This window comes from Geodermatophilus sp. FMUSA9-8 (assembly GCF_037034165.1).
Taxonomy (GTDB): Bacteria; Actinomycetota; Actinomycetes; order Mycobacteriales; family Geodermatophilaceae; genus Geodermatophilus; species Geodermatophilus nigrescens.
On record NZ_JBAGKE010000004.1, the window covers coordinates 155,865 to 170,004 of the forward strand.

14 protein-coding genes and 4 tRNA genes are annotated in these 14,140 nt (G+C 74.4%); 9 read left to right on the forward strand and 9 right to left on the reverse strand.

The window, feature by feature from the left end:
* Nucleotides 1-44: 44 nt before the first annotated feature.
* Complete coding sequence (locus WA616_RS10515; RefSeq protein ID WP_073422590.1) at nt 45-587, forward strand: dihydrofolate reductase family protein; 543 nt, start codon at nt 45-47, stop codon at nt 585-587.
* A 130-nt stretch (nt 588-717) separates the two neighbouring features.
* On the opposite strand, the gene WA616_RS10520 is transcribed toward WA616_RS10515, so the two are convergent.
* From WA616_RS10520 to WA616_RS10540, 5 genes are all read right to left on the reverse strand, one after another.
* Nucleotides 718-1,419: a VOC family protein gene (locus tag WA616_RS10520; protein ID WP_336029586.1), complete on the reverse strand. Its 702-nt coding sequence runs from the start codon at nt 1,417-1,419 to the stop codon at nt 718-720.
* Nucleotides 1,420-1,556: 137 nt separating this feature from the next.
* A tRNA-Val gene (locus WA616_RS10525) sits at nt 1,557-1,628 on the reverse strand.
* A gap of 26 nt (nt 1,629-1,654) precedes the next feature.
* Complete coding sequence (locus WA616_RS10530) at nt 1,655-2,119, reverse strand: TIGR02611 family protein (protein WP_336029588.1); 465 nt, start codon at nt 2,117-2,119, stop codon at nt 1,655-1,657.
* A 14-nt stretch (nt 2,120-2,133) separates the two neighbouring features.
* Entirely contained in the window at nt 2,134-3,081 is a 948-nt protein-coding gene (locus tag WA616_RS10535) for an anti-sigma factor domain-containing protein (RefSeq protein ID WP_336029590.1), read from the reverse strand.
* On the reverse strand, nt 3,078-3,728 hold the full coding sequence (locus WA616_RS10540; RefSeq protein WP_336029592.1) for a sigma-70 family RNA polymerase sigma factor: 651 nt from the start codon (nt 3,726-3,728) through the stop codon (nt 3,078-3,080). The genes WA616_RS10535 and WA616_RS10540 overlap by 4 nt, the downstream gene beginning before the upstream one ends.
* A gap of 149 nt (nt 3,729-3,877) precedes the next feature.
* On the opposite strand from WA616_RS10540, the gene WA616_RS10545 reads away from it, so the two are divergent.
* The 4 genes from WA616_RS10545 to WA616_RS10560 all read left to right on the forward strand — a co-directional run bounded on the left by WA616_RS10545 (nt 3,878) and on the right by WA616_RS10560 (nt 4,716).
* Nucleotides 3,878-4,336 carry an SsgA family sporulation/cell division regulator gene (locus WA616_RS10545; protein WP_073422594.1) on the forward strand — a complete coding sequence of 153 codons (459 nt, stop codon included), beginning with the start codon at nt 3,878-3,880 and terminating at the stop codon, nt 4,334-4,336.
* Between the two features lie 69 nt (nt 4,337-4,405).
* Nucleotides 4,406-4,478: transfer RNA gene (locus WA616_RS10550), tRNA-Gly, on the forward strand.
* A 43-nt stretch (nt 4,479-4,521) separates the two neighbouring features.
* Nucleotides 4,522-4,592: transfer RNA gene (locus tag WA616_RS10555), tRNA-Cys, on the forward strand.
* 49 nt (nt 4,593-4,641) lie between these two features.
* Nucleotides 4,642-4,716 (forward strand) — tRNA-Val (locus WA616_RS10560).
* Between the two features lie 69 nt (nt 4,717-4,785).
* Here WA616_RS10560 and coaE read toward each other — a convergent pair.
* Nucleotides 4,786-5,397: a dephospho-CoA kinase gene (gene coaE, locus WA616_RS10565; RefSeq protein WP_336029594.1), complete on the reverse strand. Its 612-nt coding sequence runs from the start codon at nt 5,395-5,397 to the stop codon at nt 4,786-4,788.
* Nucleotides 5,398-5,555: 158 nt separating this feature from the next.
* On the opposite strand from coaE, the gene WA616_RS10570 reads away from it, so the two are divergent.
* Nucleotides 5,556-5,831, forward strand: a complete 276-nt coding sequence (locus WA616_RS10570) for a hypothetical protein (protein ID WP_336029595.1) — start codon at nt 5,556-5,558, stop codon at nt 5,829-5,831.
* A gap of 154 nt (nt 5,832-5,985) precedes the next feature.
* Here WA616_RS10570 and rpsA read toward each other — a convergent pair whose 3' ends face one another.
* Nucleotides 5,986-7,458 (reverse strand): 30S ribosomal protein S1, encoded by a 1,473-nt coding sequence (gene rpsA / locus WA616_RS10575; RefSeq protein WP_073422597.1) that lies wholly within the window; start codon nt 7,456-7,458, stop codon nt 5,986-5,988.
* A 213-nt stretch (nt 7,459-7,671) separates the two neighbouring features.
* On the opposite strand from rpsA, the gene WA616_RS10580 reads away from it, so the two are divergent.
* Nucleotides 7,672-8,511 (forward strand): class I SAM-dependent methyltransferase, encoded by an 840-nt coding sequence (locus WA616_RS10580; RefSeq protein WP_336029596.1) that lies wholly within the window; start codon nt 7,672-7,674, stop codon nt 8,509-8,511.
* Nucleotides 8,512-8,654: 143 nt separating this feature from the next.
* Here WA616_RS10580 and polA read toward each other — a convergent pair whose 3' ends face one another.
* Entirely contained in the window at nt 8,655-11,393 is a 2,739-nt protein-coding gene (polA, locus tag WA616_RS10585) for a DNA polymerase I (RefSeq protein ID WP_336029597.1), read from the reverse strand.
* 81 nt (nt 11,394-11,474) lie between these two features.
* Between polA and WA616_RS10590 the strand changes: the two genes are divergently transcribed.
* Complete coding sequence (locus WA616_RS10590) at nt 11,475-11,879, forward strand: PaaI family thioesterase (RefSeq protein ID WP_336029598.1); 405 nt, start codon at nt 11,475-11,477, stop codon at nt 11,877-11,879.
* A 25-nt stretch (nt 11,880-11,904) separates the two neighbouring features.
* Here the strand turns inward: WA616_RS10590 and WA616_RS10595 are convergent, their stop codons facing one another.
* Complete coding sequence (locus WA616_RS10595; RefSeq protein WP_336029600.1) at nt 11,905-12,531, reverse strand: GNAT family N-acetyltransferase; 627 nt, start codon at nt 12,529-12,531, stop codon at nt 11,905-11,907.
* Nucleotides 12,532-12,888: 357 nt separating this feature from the next.
* On the opposite strand from WA616_RS10595, the gene WA616_RS10600 reads away from it, so the two are divergent.
* Complete coding sequence (locus WA616_RS10600) at nt 12,889-14,139, forward strand: branched-chain amino acid ABC transporter permease (protein ID WP_245794876.1); 1,251 nt, start codon at nt 12,889-12,891, stop codon at nt 14,137-14,139.
* The last annotated feature ends 1 nt before the right edge of the window (nt 14,140 follow it).

Consider the following 14,140-nt stretch of genomic DNA (forward strand, 5'->3'; position numbering starts at 1 on the left):
GAGAACGGCCGACCGGGCCGTCCGGGAGCTGTGAGGAGCACGACATGGGCGTCATCCGGGTGCACGAGTTCACCACCGTCGACGGGGTCGTCGACGCGCCGATGTGGACGATGGACTACGGGTTCCCCGAGGACCTGGCCGCCTCGATCGGCGCGCTCACTGCGCCGGCCGGCGGCATCCTGCTGGGCCGCACGACCTTCGAGATGTTCGCGCCTGCGTGGTCCACCCGCACCGCCGACGACGACCCGGGCGCGCCCTTCTTCAACGACACGACCAAGTACGTCGTGTCGTCGACGCTGACCGACGCCGAGTCGGTGTGGCGGAACTCGACCGCCGTCGGCGGCTACGACGCCGGCCGGATCCGGGAGCTCAAGGCCGACCGCGACCTCTACGTCAGCGGCAGCGCCACCCTGGTGCGCGCCCTGGTCGCCGACGGCCTCGTCGACGAGCTGCACCTCTACGTCTACCCGGTCGCCGTCGGCACGGGCATCCACCTGTTCCCCGAGGGCACCGAGCAGAAGCTGTCCCTGCTGGGCGTCGAGGCGCTGAGCAACGGGGTCGCGCACCTCACCTACGGCCCCGCCTGACCGACCGGTCACCCGGGGGCCGGGCTCCCCGCCGGGAGCCCGGCCCCCGGCACGTCCACGAACGGCACGTCCACGAACGGCGCGTCCACGACCGGCACGTCCACGACCGGCACGTCCCCGGCGAGCGCGCTCAGAGCAGCCGGAACCCGGTGCCGTCGGGGTCGGCGAGCTCGACCGCGCCACCGGCGGTGGTCCCGGCGCGGGCGGCGCCGAGGCCGACCAGCCGGTCCGCCTCGGCCTCCCGGTCGCCGCCGTCCGGCACGAGGTCCAGGTGCAGCCGGCCACGGCCGGTCCCCGGCGCCGGCGGCGACCCGCCCCAGGTGACCTTCGGCCCGCCCCGCGGTGACTGCACCGCCGTCTCCTCGCCCTCGTCCCACACCAGCGGCCACGCGAGCGCGGCGGCCCAGAACAGGCCGACGGCGCGGGTGCCGTCGCAGGCCACCGCCCCGACCGGGCCGCAGCCCTCGAGGAAGCGGTTGCCCGCCTCGATGACGCAGAACTCGTTGCCCTCCGGGTCGGCGAGCACCACGTGCTCCTCCTCCGGGAGTTGGCCGACGTCGAGGTGCCGGCCGCCGAGCGCCAGCGCCCGCTCCACCGTCGCCCGCTGGTCGCCGGGCGTCGCGCTGGTCAGGTCCAGGTGCATGCGGTTGCGGCCGGCGCGGGGCCGCGCCGTCGGCAGGAACCGCAGCCGCAGGCCGGGGTCCTCCCCCGGCGGCACGTCGACCCCGCCGGGTCCCTCGACGGTGTCCCGCCCGAGCAGGCCGGCCCAGAAGCGGGCGAGCGCGGACGGGTCGTGCGCGCCGACGGCCAGTGCGTCCAGGTGGCAGGACATCCCGCTCCTCGGTCCCCGGGGCGGACACCCGCCACGGCCGCGGACGGTAGGCGGTCCGCGGCGCGCGGTCGACGCGGTTCCCGTCCCCGGGAACGGCGAGAGCCCCGGACCTCGTGGTCCGGGGCTCTCGCGCAGGGTGGGCGATACTGGGTTCGAACCAGTGACCTCTTCGGTGTGAACGAAGCGCTCTACCACTGAGCCAATCGCCCGCTGCGCCGTCCATGATGCCAGACGGTCACCGCCAGAGCGGCACCCACCCCGGCACCCAGTCCGGCACGCCCGTCAGGTGCAGCGTGACGACCAGGACGCCGTAGACGAAGGCCGCCGTCAGCACGCCGATGCCCAGCCGCACCCACACCGGCTGCCGGCCGACCCAGTCGGTCCAGGCACGGACGTGCCGCCGGGTGAACTCCAGCAGCCGCTCGGCCCACATGAACTCGGTGGCGAGCACGAACAGGCCCGCGATGACCGTCAGCCAGCCCGGCCCCGGCAGCGGGATGGTGGCCAGCCCGACGGCGACGACCAGCCCGCCCACGATGCCGACGCCCATCCGGTAGGCGTGGTCGATCGACCGACGGGCGGCGATCCGTCGCCGCCAGCGCGAGTCGGCGACCCGCTCGCGCAGGCTCTCGTGCCCGTCCCGCTCCCGCCGCGTCCCCGCGGTCGGTCCGGCCGGCGCCTCCCGAGGGAGGGGCGGCACGGTCTCCTGTCCGCTCAGCTGCTCACCTGCCCGCTCGCGACCACGTCCGTCGGTTCCGACGGAGCCTGACGGCCGGGCTCGATGCTGACGGCGTACGCCTCGTAGTCGTCGAGACCGGTCGAGGCGGAGCCTACGGCCCGGAGGTCGGTCTGTGGGGAGACGACGTCGAAGGTGCCGAGCGGCACCGGGTCGGTCTCGGTCATCCCCCACACGACGTAGGTGGTCGCGTCGCGGTCGTTGAGGCGCAGCCCGTGCGTGACCACCTGCAGCTCGCCGTCGCGGGCGACGACGGTGGCGACGTCGTGGCCGTCCGTGTCCGTGACCGGCGCGATGGTGGCGCGGCCGGGCTGCAGGAGCGACTGCACGACGTCGGCCTGCTCGGCGGCGGCCGCCTGCGCCTCGTCCCGCGCGGAGCTGAGGACGACGTTCCAGGTGCCCAGCGCCAGGATCGCGGCGACCGCGGCGGCGACGAGGGCGTTGGGCAGCACGCGGCGCCACGCGGTCCGCGCGGGGCGCTCCTCCCCCGCCGGCGCGGGCTCGTAGCCCGGGAAGCCGGTGGCCCGCGTGGACCCGCCCCCGCCGGGGACGTCGGTGCGCCGCCGGCCGCCCGGCGGACCGGGGACCGGCCGGGGACCGGCGGCCGGACCGCTCAGCGGGGCGGTCGCCGCGCCGGGCAGCCCGACGTCGGGTGCCCCGGCCGCCGACGCCGGGGGCGGCACCTGCTCGGTGCGCTCCACGGCGTCGCGCAGCCGGTCGCGCAGCCCCTCCGACGGCTCGGCCGGCGGGAGGTCGTTCGCCAGCGCCGCCATCACCTCGGAGGTCTCGGCGACGGTGCGGGCGCACCGCGCGCAGCCGGGCAGGTGCGGGGTGAACAGCGCCTCGTCCTCGGGCTCGAGCGCGTGCAGCGCCCACCCGACGGCGAGCTCGTCCCACGCCTCGTGGTCGTCGTGCCGCGCGCTCACCGGGCACCCCCGTCGACCGCCGCGGGACCGCTCAGGGCGCCGCCGGCCGTGGCGCCGCCGACCGCACCGAGCTCCTCCTTGAGCCGGCGCATCCCGGCGAGCATGCGCGTCTTGACCGTGCCCAGCGGCGCGCGGGTCAGGGCCGCGACCTCCCGCTGCGTGTAGCCGCCGTAGTAGGCCAGGGTCAGCGCCTCCCGCTGGGCGTCGGGCAGGGTGCCCAGCGCCGTCCGCACCCGCTCGGACACGACCCGGCTCCACGCCTCGTCCTCGACGTCGGAGGCGGTGGTCGGGGCGGTGAGCGCCAGGTCGTCCTCGGCGCGCGCCTGGCGGCGCCGGTGGGCCTCCTCGCGGCGGACGGCGTCGACGGCCTTGTGGTGGACCATCGCCATCAGCCAGGAGGAGAAGCTGCCGCGCGCCCGGTCGTAGGCCCAGGGGTCGCGCCAGACGCTCAGGAACACGTCCTGGACGACGTCCTCCGCGAGGGTGTCGTCGGCGAGGATCCGCCGGGCCAGCGCGAAGGCCGGGCGGCGGAAGCGGTCGTAGAGGTCGTCGACGGCGCCGCGGTCCCCCGCGCGCACGCGCAGCACGAGGTCGGCATCGCCGGAATCGCCCTCCGGTCGTCGTGCCGGACGCGTCACGGCTCCCATCGTCACACGCCGCGTTCGCTGCGTGGAGGCCCGGCGGTTCACCGTCGTCCTCCTCGGCGGTCGCCCGCCCCACGGACCTCACCCGTCCGTGCGACACGCCCGGGCGCACCTCGGCGCAACATCCGGCGTCCCCGGTCGTTCTAGGAGTCATGGACCGCGACAGGGCACACCGCTCCTCCCCGGGGTACTCCGTCCCGACGACGCTGCACCTGGTCGGCCCGACGTCGTGGACCGAGGTCCCCGCCGTCCTGTCGTACGCGGTCAGCGACCCCTTCGCCGTGCGGATCGGGTTCGGCGAGCCCGGGGAGCCCGCCGACGACGGCGTCACCTGGCTGCTGGGCCGGGAGCTGCTGGCCGCGGGACTGGAGCGGCCGGCCGGCGACGGCGACGTGCGGCTGTGGCCGGCGCGCACCAGCGGCGACGTCCTCTACCTGCACCTGCGCGCGCCCTCGGGCGAGGCGTTGTTCGAGCTGTCGCGGGCCACGGTGGCGGCGTTCCTGCAGCAGACCGAGGCGCTGGTGCCTCCCGGCCAGGAGACGGCGGCCCTCGCCGTCGACGAGGAGCTGGCGGCCCTGCTGTCCGGCGGGGCCGATCCGGGGGCCCGCTGACCCCCCGGGGGGACCCCCCGTGAAACCCCCCGCGGACGTCAGGTAGTGTTCTCCCTGCAAGACAGCAACGCGGACGTGGCTCAGTTGGTAGAGCATCACCTTGCCAAGGTGAGGGTCGCGGGTTCGAATCCCGTCGTCCGCTCGGGACCTCGGGCGCTGGTCGCGAGACCGGCGCTCGTGTGTGCGGTGGAGTGGCCGAGAGGCGAGGCAACGGCCTGCAAAGCCGTCTACACGGGTTCAAATCCCGTCTCCACCTCGCCTCCTCGCCGAGCGCGGTGGAGCGGGCCGGTCACCGCACCGGATCCGGGCGATTGGCTCAGTGGTAGAGCGCTACCTTGACACGGTAGAGGTCACTGGTTCGAACCCAGTATCGCCCACCAGCACGAGAGCCCCGGACCACCAGGTCCGGGGCTCTCGTCGTCCCGGCGGGCCCGTCGCCTCCGCCGGCCTCAGGACCCGTCCCGCTCCCCCCGCGCCGGCACGACCCGCTCCGCCCACAGCCGCTCGACCTGCGCGGCCAGCGCGTCGGGCGCGCCGCTGTTGTCCAGGACGACGTCGGCCACGGCGCGGCGCTGCTCGTCGGTGGCCTGGGCGGCGATGCGGGCGCGGGCGTCCTCCTCGGTCAGGCCGCGCAGCAGCAGCCGTGCCACGCGCGTCTCGAGGTCGGCCTCGACGACGAGCACGAGGTCGTACTGTCCCGCCTGGCCGGTCTCCACGAGCAGCGGCACGTCCTGGACGACGACGGCGTCCGCCGCGGCGCCCGCCACGACCTCCTGGGCCCGGGCGCGCACCAGCGGGTGCACGATGCCGTCGAGCCGGGCGCGTGCCTCCGGATCGGCGAACACGATCGAGGCGAGCGCGGCGCGGTCGAGCGCGCCGTCGGCGGTCAGGACACCGGGGCCGAAGGAGGCGACGACGGCCGCCAGGCCCGGGGTGCCCGGCTCGACCACCTCCCGGGCGATCCGGTCGGCGTCGACGACCACCGCCCCGCGGGCGGCCAGCAGCGCCGCCACCGTGCTCTTCCCCGACCCGATCCCGCCGGTCAACCCGATCCGCAGCACGCACGGACCGTAACGACCGCGCCGGAGGCGGTCACGGACGGGTAACACCCGTCCCGTGTGCACGGCGCGTCGCACCAGTCACACGCGCCACTCCTCATAACGTCCGCCCCGTCGCTTCCCCATGGAGGGGGACGCAGCCGAGAGAGGCAGGCAGCCCGATGTCGCAGTCCCGCACCGCCGTCGCGACGGTCCCCGCCGGCCCCCGCACCCCGGGCCGCCACCGGGCGGAGCGCGCAGGCGGCATCCGGGTCGCCGACCTGCCGGCCGTCCGCGAGCGCCTCGTGGCGAACACCGCCGCGCACCCGGCGCCGGCCCGCCGCACCTTCCTGCGCTGGCTGCTCGACGCCGCCCCGGCCGGCCGGCACACCTGGTCGTCGCTGGCCGCCGCCGGTGGCCGCCCGCGCTCGGCGTTCGCCATCATCCTGAGCCTCTGAGCCCGCGGGTCCCCGGAGCGGGACCCTGCGACGGACGAGGGTGCCCGCCCGGACGGGGACGGCGGGCGGGCACCCTCCCCGCACACGACAGAGGCCCAGGACCTCGCGGGTCCTGGGCCTCTGTCGTCGATCAAACCGTCAGCCGGTCAGCGGGTCACTCCCCGCCGGCGAGCTTGGCGCGCAGCGCGGCGAGCGCCTCGTCGCTGGCCAGCGTGCCGCCGGTGCTGGCACCGGTGTCGCCGGCCGGCGCGTCGCCACCGGAGCTGTAGTTGCCCCCGGCAGCCGCCTCGGCGTCGGCCTCGCGGGCCGCGGCGATCTGCTTGCGGTGCGCCTCGAAGCGGGACTGGGCCTCGGCGTACTGCCGCTCCCAGGTCTCGCGGGCCTCGTCGTAGCCCTCGAGCCACTCGCCGGTCTCCGGGTCGAAGCCCTCGGGGTAGATGTAGTTGCCCTGGTCGTCGTACGAGGCCGACATGCCGTAGGCGGCGGGGTCGAACTGCTCCTCGTCGCCGATGACGCCCTCGTTGGCCTGCTTGAGCGACAGCGAGATGCGGCGCCGGTCGAGGTCGATGTCGATGACCTTGACGAGGATCTCGTCGCCGACCTGCACGACCTGCTCCGGGATCTCCACGTGCCGCTCGGCCAGCTCGGAGATGTGGACCAGGCCCTCGATGCCCTCGTCGACCCGGACGAACGCACCGAAGGGCACCAGCTTGGTGACCTTGCCCGGCACGACCTGGCCGATCTGGTGGGTGCGGGCGAACTGACGCCACGGGTCCTCCTGCGTCGCCTTCAGCGACAGGGAGACCCGCTCGCGGTCGAGGTCGACGTCGAGGACCTCGACGGTGACCTCCTGGCCCACCTCGACGACCTCGGACGGGTGGTCGATGTGCTTCCAGGACAGCTCGGAGACGTGCACGAGGCCGTCCACGCCGCCCAGGTCGACGAACGCGCCGAAGTTGACGATCGAGGAGACGACGCCGGTGCGCACCTGGCCGCGGGCGAGCTTGTTGAGGAACTCGCTGCGGACCTCGGACTGCGTCTGCTCCAGCCACTGCCGGCGGGACAGGACAACGTTGTTGCGGTTCTTGTCGAGCTCGATGATCTTCGCCTCGAGCTCGCGGCCCACGTAGGGCTGCAGGTCGCGCACGCGGCGCATCTCGACCAGCGAGGCGGGGAGGAACCCGCGCAGGCCGATGTCGAGGATGAGGCCGCCCTTGACGACCTCGATGACGGTGCCGGTGACGACCTCGTCGGCTTCCTTCTTGGCCTCGATCGTGCCCCAGGCGCGCTCGTACTGGGCGCGCTTCTTGGACAGGATCAGGCGGCCTTCCTTGTCCTCCTTCTGGAGGACGAGGGCTTCCACCTCGTCGCCGACCTTGACGACCTCGTTGGGGTCGACGTCGTGCTTGATGGACAGCTCGCGCGAGGGGATGACGCCCTCGGTCTTGTAGCCGATGTCCAGCAGCACCTCGTCCCGGTCGACCTTGACGATGACGCCTTCGACGATGTCGCCGTCGTTGAAGTACTTGATCGTCTGGTCGATCGCGGCGAGGAAGTCCTCGGCGGTGCCGATGTCGTTCACCGCGATCTGGGGGGTGCTGGAAGGACGGACCTGGGTGGAGGTCATGTGGTCGAGTGCTCCGGACGGGGGATGCGTAGGGACGGGGTGTCGCGGCCGGGTGACCGCGGATGCGGGGAGAGCCGGCGCGCGCCGATCCCTTGCGGGTACAGCACTGACAGACCTCAGGCGCATTCCCATGGTACGGACGCGGGCGCGCGCGGGTCCACCTGGGTGGGCGACCTCTGCCGGTCGGCCGCGGCGTGTCACGCTGGGCGTGTCATGATGCCGCCCCCCGCGCTCCCCCTCGGGCCCGACGGCTACCCCGCCGCGGGCGGGGTCGAGCGCCGCCCGGCCGGCGCCGGCGAGTCGTCCCGCGCCAACCGCGGCTGGTGGGACGCCGCGGCGCCCGCCTATCTCGCCGAGCACGGCGCCGACCTCGGTGACGCCGACTTCCTGTGGTGCCCGGAGGGGCTGCGGGAGGCCGACGCGCACCTGCTCGGCGACGTCGCCGGGCGGCGGGTGCTCGAGGTCGGCTGCGGGTCGGCGCCGTGCGCGCGCTGGCTGCGCCGGGCGGGGGCCGACGTCGTCGCGCTGGACCTGTCGGCCGGGATGCTCGCCCGGGCCGCGGAGCTGGGCCGCAGTACCGGCACGCCCGTCCCGCTGCTGCAGGCCGACGCCGGCGCGCTGCCGTTGGCCGCCTCGTCGTTCGACGTCGTCTGCTCGGCGTTCGGCGGGCTGCCGTTCGTGGCCGACGTCGAGGGGGCGCTGACCGAGGTGGCGCGGGTGCTGCGGCCCGGCGGGCGGTTCGCGGCGTCGGTGAACCACCCGTTCCGCTGGCCGCTGCCGGACTCCCCCGACCCGGACGACCTCCGGATCGTGTCGTCCTACTTCGACCGGCGGCCCTACGTGGAGACCGACGGGGCAGGGCGCACCGTCTACGTCGAGCACCACCGCACGGTCGGCGACTGGGTGCGTGCCGTCGTCGGGGCCGGCCTGGTGCTCGACGACCTGGTCGAGCCGGAGTGGACGCCCGGGCGCACGCAGGAGTGGGGCCAGTGGTCGCCGGCCCGCGGCGCGCTGGTGCCCGGGACGATGGTGCTGGTCGCGCACCGCCCCTGACGCCCCGTGCGGCGACCCGTGGCCCCGCGGAGCGGCCCGGGGAGAGGCACACGGCCTGGCCGCCGACGAGATCACCGAGGTCCGGGAGGGCGCCTGACCTCGCACCCTGACCCTCCACGTCAGGTGGAGGGTCAGGGTGGTCGTCAGTGGGCGGCGGCGTCCCAGCTGCTACCGACGCCGACGGAGACCTCCAGCGGCACCGACAGCTCCGCCGCGCCGGCCATCTCCCGGCGGACCAGCGCCTCCAGCGCCTCCCGCTCCCCCGGCGCCACCTCGAGCACGAGTTCGTCGTGCACCTGCAGCAGCATCCGCGACCGCAGGCCCTCGGCCTCGATCCCCCGCTCGACGCCGAGCATCGCCACCTTGATGACGTCGGCCGCCGAGCCCTGGATCGGGGCGTTGAGCGCCATCCGCTCGGCCATCTGCCGGCGCTGGCCGTTGTCGCTGGTCAGGTCGGGCAGGTACCGGCGCCGGCCGAGCGTGGTCTCGGTGTAGCCGCGCAGCCGGGCCTCCTCGACGACGCCGTCGAGGTAGTCGCGGATGCCCCCGAAGCGCTCGAAGTAGGCGTGCATCTGACCGCGCGCCTCCTCCGGGGTGATCCGCAGCTGCTGCGCGAGCCCGTAGGCCGACAGCCCGTAGGCCAGGCCGTAGCTCATGGCCTTGATCCGCCGGCGCATCTCCGGGTCGACCTGGTCGATCGGGATGTCGTAGGCCCGCGACGCGACGAAGGAGTGCAGGTCCTCCCCCGAGGTGAACGCCTCGATCAGCCCGGCGTCCTCCGACAGGTGGGCCATGATCCGCATCTCGATCTGGCTGTAGTCGGCCGTCATCAGCGTCTCGTAGCCGCCGCCGACGACGAACGCCTGCCGGATCCGGCGGCCCTCGGCGGTGCGGATCGGGATGTTCTGCAGGTTCGGGTCGGTCGAGGACAGCCGGCCGGTGGCGGCGATCGTCTGTTGGAACGTGGTATGGATGCGGCCGCCGTCGTCGACCATGGGGATCAGCCCGTCGATGACCGTGCGCAGCCGCGTCACGTCGCGGTGGCGCATCAGGTGCTCGAGGAAGGGGTGCCCGGTCTGCGCCAGCAGCGAGGTGAGCGCCTCGGCGTCGGTGGTGTACCCGGACTTGATCTTCTTGGTCTTCGGCAGGCCCAGCTCGTCGAACAGCACCGCCTGCAGCTGCTTGGGCGAGCCGAGGTTGATCTCCCGGCCGATGACGGCGTAGGCCTCGGCGGCCGCGGCGGCAACGCCCTCGGCGAACTCGCGCTGCAGCTCGGTGAGCAGGTCCATGTCGGCGGCGATGCCGCGCTGCTCCATCCGGGCGAGCACCCGGGTGAGCGGCAGCTCCATCCCCTCGAGGAGGTGGTCGCCGCCCTTCTGGCCGAGCACCTGCTCGAGGGCGTCGGAGAGGTCGTTGACCGCGACCGCCTTGAGGACGTCGGCGTGCGCGGCCTCGGCGGCGATGTCGGCCTCGGTGGGGCCCATCCCGTCGAGCGTCATCTGGCTCTCGGGCTCGGCGGCGTCCTTGAGCTCCCGCTTGAGGTAGCGCACCGAGAGGTCGGCGAGGTCGAACGAGCGCTGCCCCGGCGTGGCCAGGTAGGCGGCGAGCGCGGTGTCGCTGACCAGACCCCGCAGGTCCCAGCCGCGCGCCCACACCGCGAGCAGCGGGCCCTTGACGTCGTGGGCGACCTTCTCGACGGCGGGGTCGGACAGCCACTCGGCCAGCGACTGCTCGTCGGCGGCGTCGAGGCCCGGCCCGAGGTCGACGAAGACGGCGTGGTCGTCGCCGGCGGCCAGCGCGATCCCGGTCAGCTCCCCGGTGCCGCGGCCCCAGGTGCCGCGCAGGACCACCCCGGTGCGGCCGGTGCGGGCGTGCGCGTCGAGCCAGGCGCCGAGCTCCCCGGGGGCCACCTCGTCAGCGGTGACGTCGAAGCCGCCCTCGACCTCGGGCTCCGCGCTGCTGAGCGTGGCGAACAGCCGGTCGCGCAGCACCCGGAACTGCAGGTTGTCGAAGAGGGTGTGCACCTCGTTGCGGTCCCAGGCGCGGACGGCGAGGTCCTGCGGGCCGAGCTCGAGGGACACCTGCCGGTCGAGCTCGGTGAGCCGCCGGTTCTGCAGCACCGAGGACAGGTGCTCGCGCAGCTTCTCCCCGACCTTGCCCTTCACCGTGTCGACCCGGTCGACGAGCTCGTCGAGGGAGCCGTACTCGCGGATCCACTTGGCCGCGGTCTTCTCCCCCACGCTCGGGATGCTGGGGAGGTTGTCGCTCGGGTCGCCCCGCAGCGCCGCGAAGTCGGGGTACTGGACCGGGGTCAGCCCGTACTTGGTCTCGACCTCCTCCGGGGTGAACCGGGTGAGGTCGGAGACGCCCTTGCGCGGGTACAGCACGGTCACGTGCTCGTTGACCAGCTGCAGCGCGTCGCGGTCGCCGGTGCAGATGAGCACGTCCATGCCCTGCTCGACGGCCTGCACGGTGAGCGTGGCGATGACGTCGTCGGCCTCGTAGCCCGGCGCGGTGATCACCGGGACGCGCAGGGCGCCGAGCACCTCCTGGATGAGGCTGACCTGGCCGCGGAAGTCGGTGGGGCTCTCGCTGCGGTTGGCCTTGTACTCCGCGTAGATCTCGCTGCGGAAGGTCTGCCGGCCGACGTCGAAGGCGACGGCGAGGTGCGTCGGCTGCTCGTCGCGCAGCACGTTGATCAGCATCGACGTGAAGCCGTAGACGGCGTTGGTGGGCTGGCCCGTCGTCGTGGAGAAGTTCTCCACCGGCAGCGCGAAGAACGCGCGGTAGGCCAGCGAGTGCCCGTCGAGGAGCAGCAGGCGCGGCCGCGTCCCCGGACTCGAGGGGGCGGTGGGCGCGGAGGTGGTCACCGGAGCGGACATCGACGACGATCCTAGGTCCGCGCGACGACGTTCCCGGCCCCTGCCGGGCCGTCCCCGCGGCCGCTGGCTAGCGTGCCGGGGGTGACGACGCCTCCCCCGGAGTGGCTGCCGCCGAGCGCGGCCAGTCCGCTCGACGACAAGCTCGGCATCGAGATCGTCGACTTCCGGCCCGACCGGCTCGTGGCCACCATGCCGGTCGAGGGCAACGAGCAGCCCTTCGGCCTGCTGCACGGCGGCGCCACCTGCTCGCTGGTGGAGACCGTCGGCTCGTGGGCGGCGATGATCAACGCCGGCCCCGGGAAGAAGGCCGTCGGCGTCGAGCTCAACGCCAGCTACCTGCGCGCGGCCACGTCGGGCACGATCACCGCCGTCTGCACGCCCGCGCGGATCGGCCGCACGCTGTCGACGTTCATGGTCGAGGTCACCGACGACCGCGGCCGCCGGACGGCGACCGCCCGGCTGACCTGCGCGATCCTGCCCGCCTGACCGGCCCAGCGGACCGGCCCGGCTCTCAGCGCGCCCGGGCCGGTGCCTCGGGACGCACGTCGGTCGGGACCACCACGGGCAGCACGCGCGGCAGCGGCGGGCGGCGGCGCGGCACCGGCCGCCGCGGCAGGCTCAGCCCGCCGCGCAGCCGGCCGGCCAGCACCCGCGCGAGCGTCTCCCGCGGCACGATCCGGCGGGTGGTGAGCGGGGCGAAGCCCATCCGGGCGAAGAAGCGCTGCCGCTCGGCCTCGTGCCCGCCGACGGCGGCGACGACGTGGAGGGCGCCGAGCTCCTCGGCGTAGGCGGCCGCGGCGGTGAGCAGCGCGGTGCCCGCGCCGTGCCGGCGGTGGTCGCGGTGCACGACGAGGTTGTCGACGGTCACCTGGGGGACGCCGAGCACCGTCGACAGCGGGTCCAGCCCGAGCACCGCGAGGCCGACGGCGACCTCGCCGGCCGAGTCCGGACCCGGCGCGGCGTCGCCCGGGAGCACGGCGAGCACGACCCGGTGACCGGGGTCGGCGAGCAGCCGGCGGAACCCGACCGCCGCGGCGGCGCCCGGCGTCTGGCCGGTGAGCACCCCCTCGGCGTGGGCCTCGGCGCGGTGCTGCCGTACGAGCGACAGCACCGCGGGCAGGTCCTCGGGACGCGCCACGCGCGTCGTGACGCCAGACCGCTGACCGGTTCCTGACACGGGAGTCCTCCCCTGGACGGTGGCGAGATCCTCCACCCGGTCCCGCGGCTCGCCCGCGGCGACGCGCCGGGGTGGGACAGGAGTGATCACCGCGGCCCGCCGGAGATCTCGCTCGGGTCACAGGTGGGACTCGAGGGAACGGCGACGCAACAGGCCTGGGTTACCGTCACGCCTCCTGCCCGCGCAGTGTCCTTCGACACTGCGCCTGAGCACTGCCACGACCAGGGAGGTTGTGTGAGGCACCCGTCAGCCACCTCGGGGCGACCCGGGCCGCACCGGAGCGCGATCCGCCCGGGCCCCGGCGCCGTCGCCCGAGGCGTGCTGCTGCGGCTCCTGCTCGTCCTCGTCGCCGCCACCGGGATGGCCTTCCTGGCCCCCGGGATCGCGAGCGCCGAGGGTGAGCAGGTGCTGGGCACGTTGCAGACCAGCCGGTCCGGCCCCATCGAGGGCGTCGAGGTCACCGTCACCCAAGCCGGCGGCCAGGAGATCGACAGCGTCGAGACCGACGAGGAGGGCCGCTGGTCGGTCGACCTCCCCGGCCCCGGGGACTACACCGTCACCATCGACGCCGACGACCTGCCCGAGGGCGTGGAGCTGGCCGGAGCGGACAACCGCACCGTCACCGTCGACGAGGGTCGCCGCCAGGCGGTCATCATCGGGCTCGAGGACGGCAGCCGCGGCGGCGGGGGCGGCACGGTCCGCGCTGTCCAGCTGCTCGTCGACGGCATCCGGTTCGGCCTGCTGATCGCCATGGCCGCCGTCGGCCTGTCGCTGATCTTCGGCACCACCGGCCTGACCAACTTCGCGCACGGCGAGCTGGTCACGATCGGCGCCGTCGTCGCCTGGTACGTCAACGTCTCCGGCGGCGTCCCGCTCATCGCCGCGACGCTGATCGCGATGGTCGCCGGCGCAGCCGTCGGCGCCCTCAACGAACTCGCGCTGTGGCGCCCGCTGCGCCGCCGCGGCACCGGCCTGATCGCCGCGCTCGTCGTCTCGATCGGCCTGTCGCTGCTGCTGCGCTACCTGATCCAGATCGTCTACGGCGGGCGGTCGAGCCCGTACCAGGTCGCCACCGGGCGGGCCGTCGACTACGGCCTGTTCACGCTGACCAACCGTGCGCTCGTGTCGATCGTCGTGTCGCTCGTCGTCCTGGTGCTGGTGGCCGTGATGCTGCAGCGCACCAAGATCGGCAAGGCCATGCGCGCGGTCGCCGACAACCGCGACCTGGCCGCGTCCTCGGGCATCGACGTCAACCGCGTCATCCTCGTCGTCTGGATGATGGGTGGCGCGCTGGCCGCGCTCGGCGGCGTGCTGCTGGGCCTGTCCGACCAGGTGCAGTGGGACATGGGCTTCCGCCTGCTGCTGCTGATGTTCGCCGGCGTCACCCTCGGTGGCCTCGGCACCGCCTACGGCGCCCTCGTGGGCAGCCTCATCGTGGGCGTGTTCGTGCAGATGTCGACCCTCGTCATCCCGAATGACGTGAAGTACGTCGGAGGGCTGCTGCTCTTGATCGTCATCCTCGTCATCCGGCCCCAGGGCATCCTGGGCAGCCGGGTCCGGATCGGCTGAG

Excerpts from the sequence above, each read along its gene's own strand:
- WA616_RS10515 (WP_073422590.1), top strand. The coding sequence starts at position 45 with ATGGGCGTCATCCGGGTGCACGAGTTCACCACCGTCGACGGGGTCGTC.
- WA616_RS10520 (WP_336029586.1), bottom strand. The coding sequence starts at position 1,419 with ATGTCCTGCCACCTGGACGCACTGGCCGTCGGCGCGCACGACCCGTCC.
- WA616_RS10540 (WP_336029592.1), bottom strand. The coding sequence starts at position 3,728 with ATGGGAGCCGTGACGCGTCCGGCACGACGACCGGAGGGCGATTCCGGC.
- WA616_RS10545 (WP_073422594.1), top strand. The coding sequence starts at position 3,878 with ATGGACCGCGACAGGGCACACCGCTCCTCCCCGGGGTACTCCGTCCCG.
- WA616_RS10570 (WP_336029595.1), top strand. The coding sequence starts at position 5,556 with ATGTCGCAGTCCCGCACCGCCGTCGCGACGGTCCCCGCCGGCCCCCGC.
- rpsA (WP_073422597.1), bottom strand. The coding sequence starts at position 7,458 with ATGACCTCCACCCAGGTCCGTCCTTCCAGCACCCCCCAGATCGCGGTG.
- WA616_RS10580 (WP_336029596.1), top strand. The coding sequence starts at position 7,672 with ATGATGCCGCCCCCCGCGCTCCCCCTCGGGCCCGACGGCTACCCCGCC.
- polA (WP_336029597.1), bottom strand. The coding sequence starts at position 11,393 with ATGTCCGCTCCGGTGACCACCTCCGCGCCCACCGCCCCCTCGAGTCCG.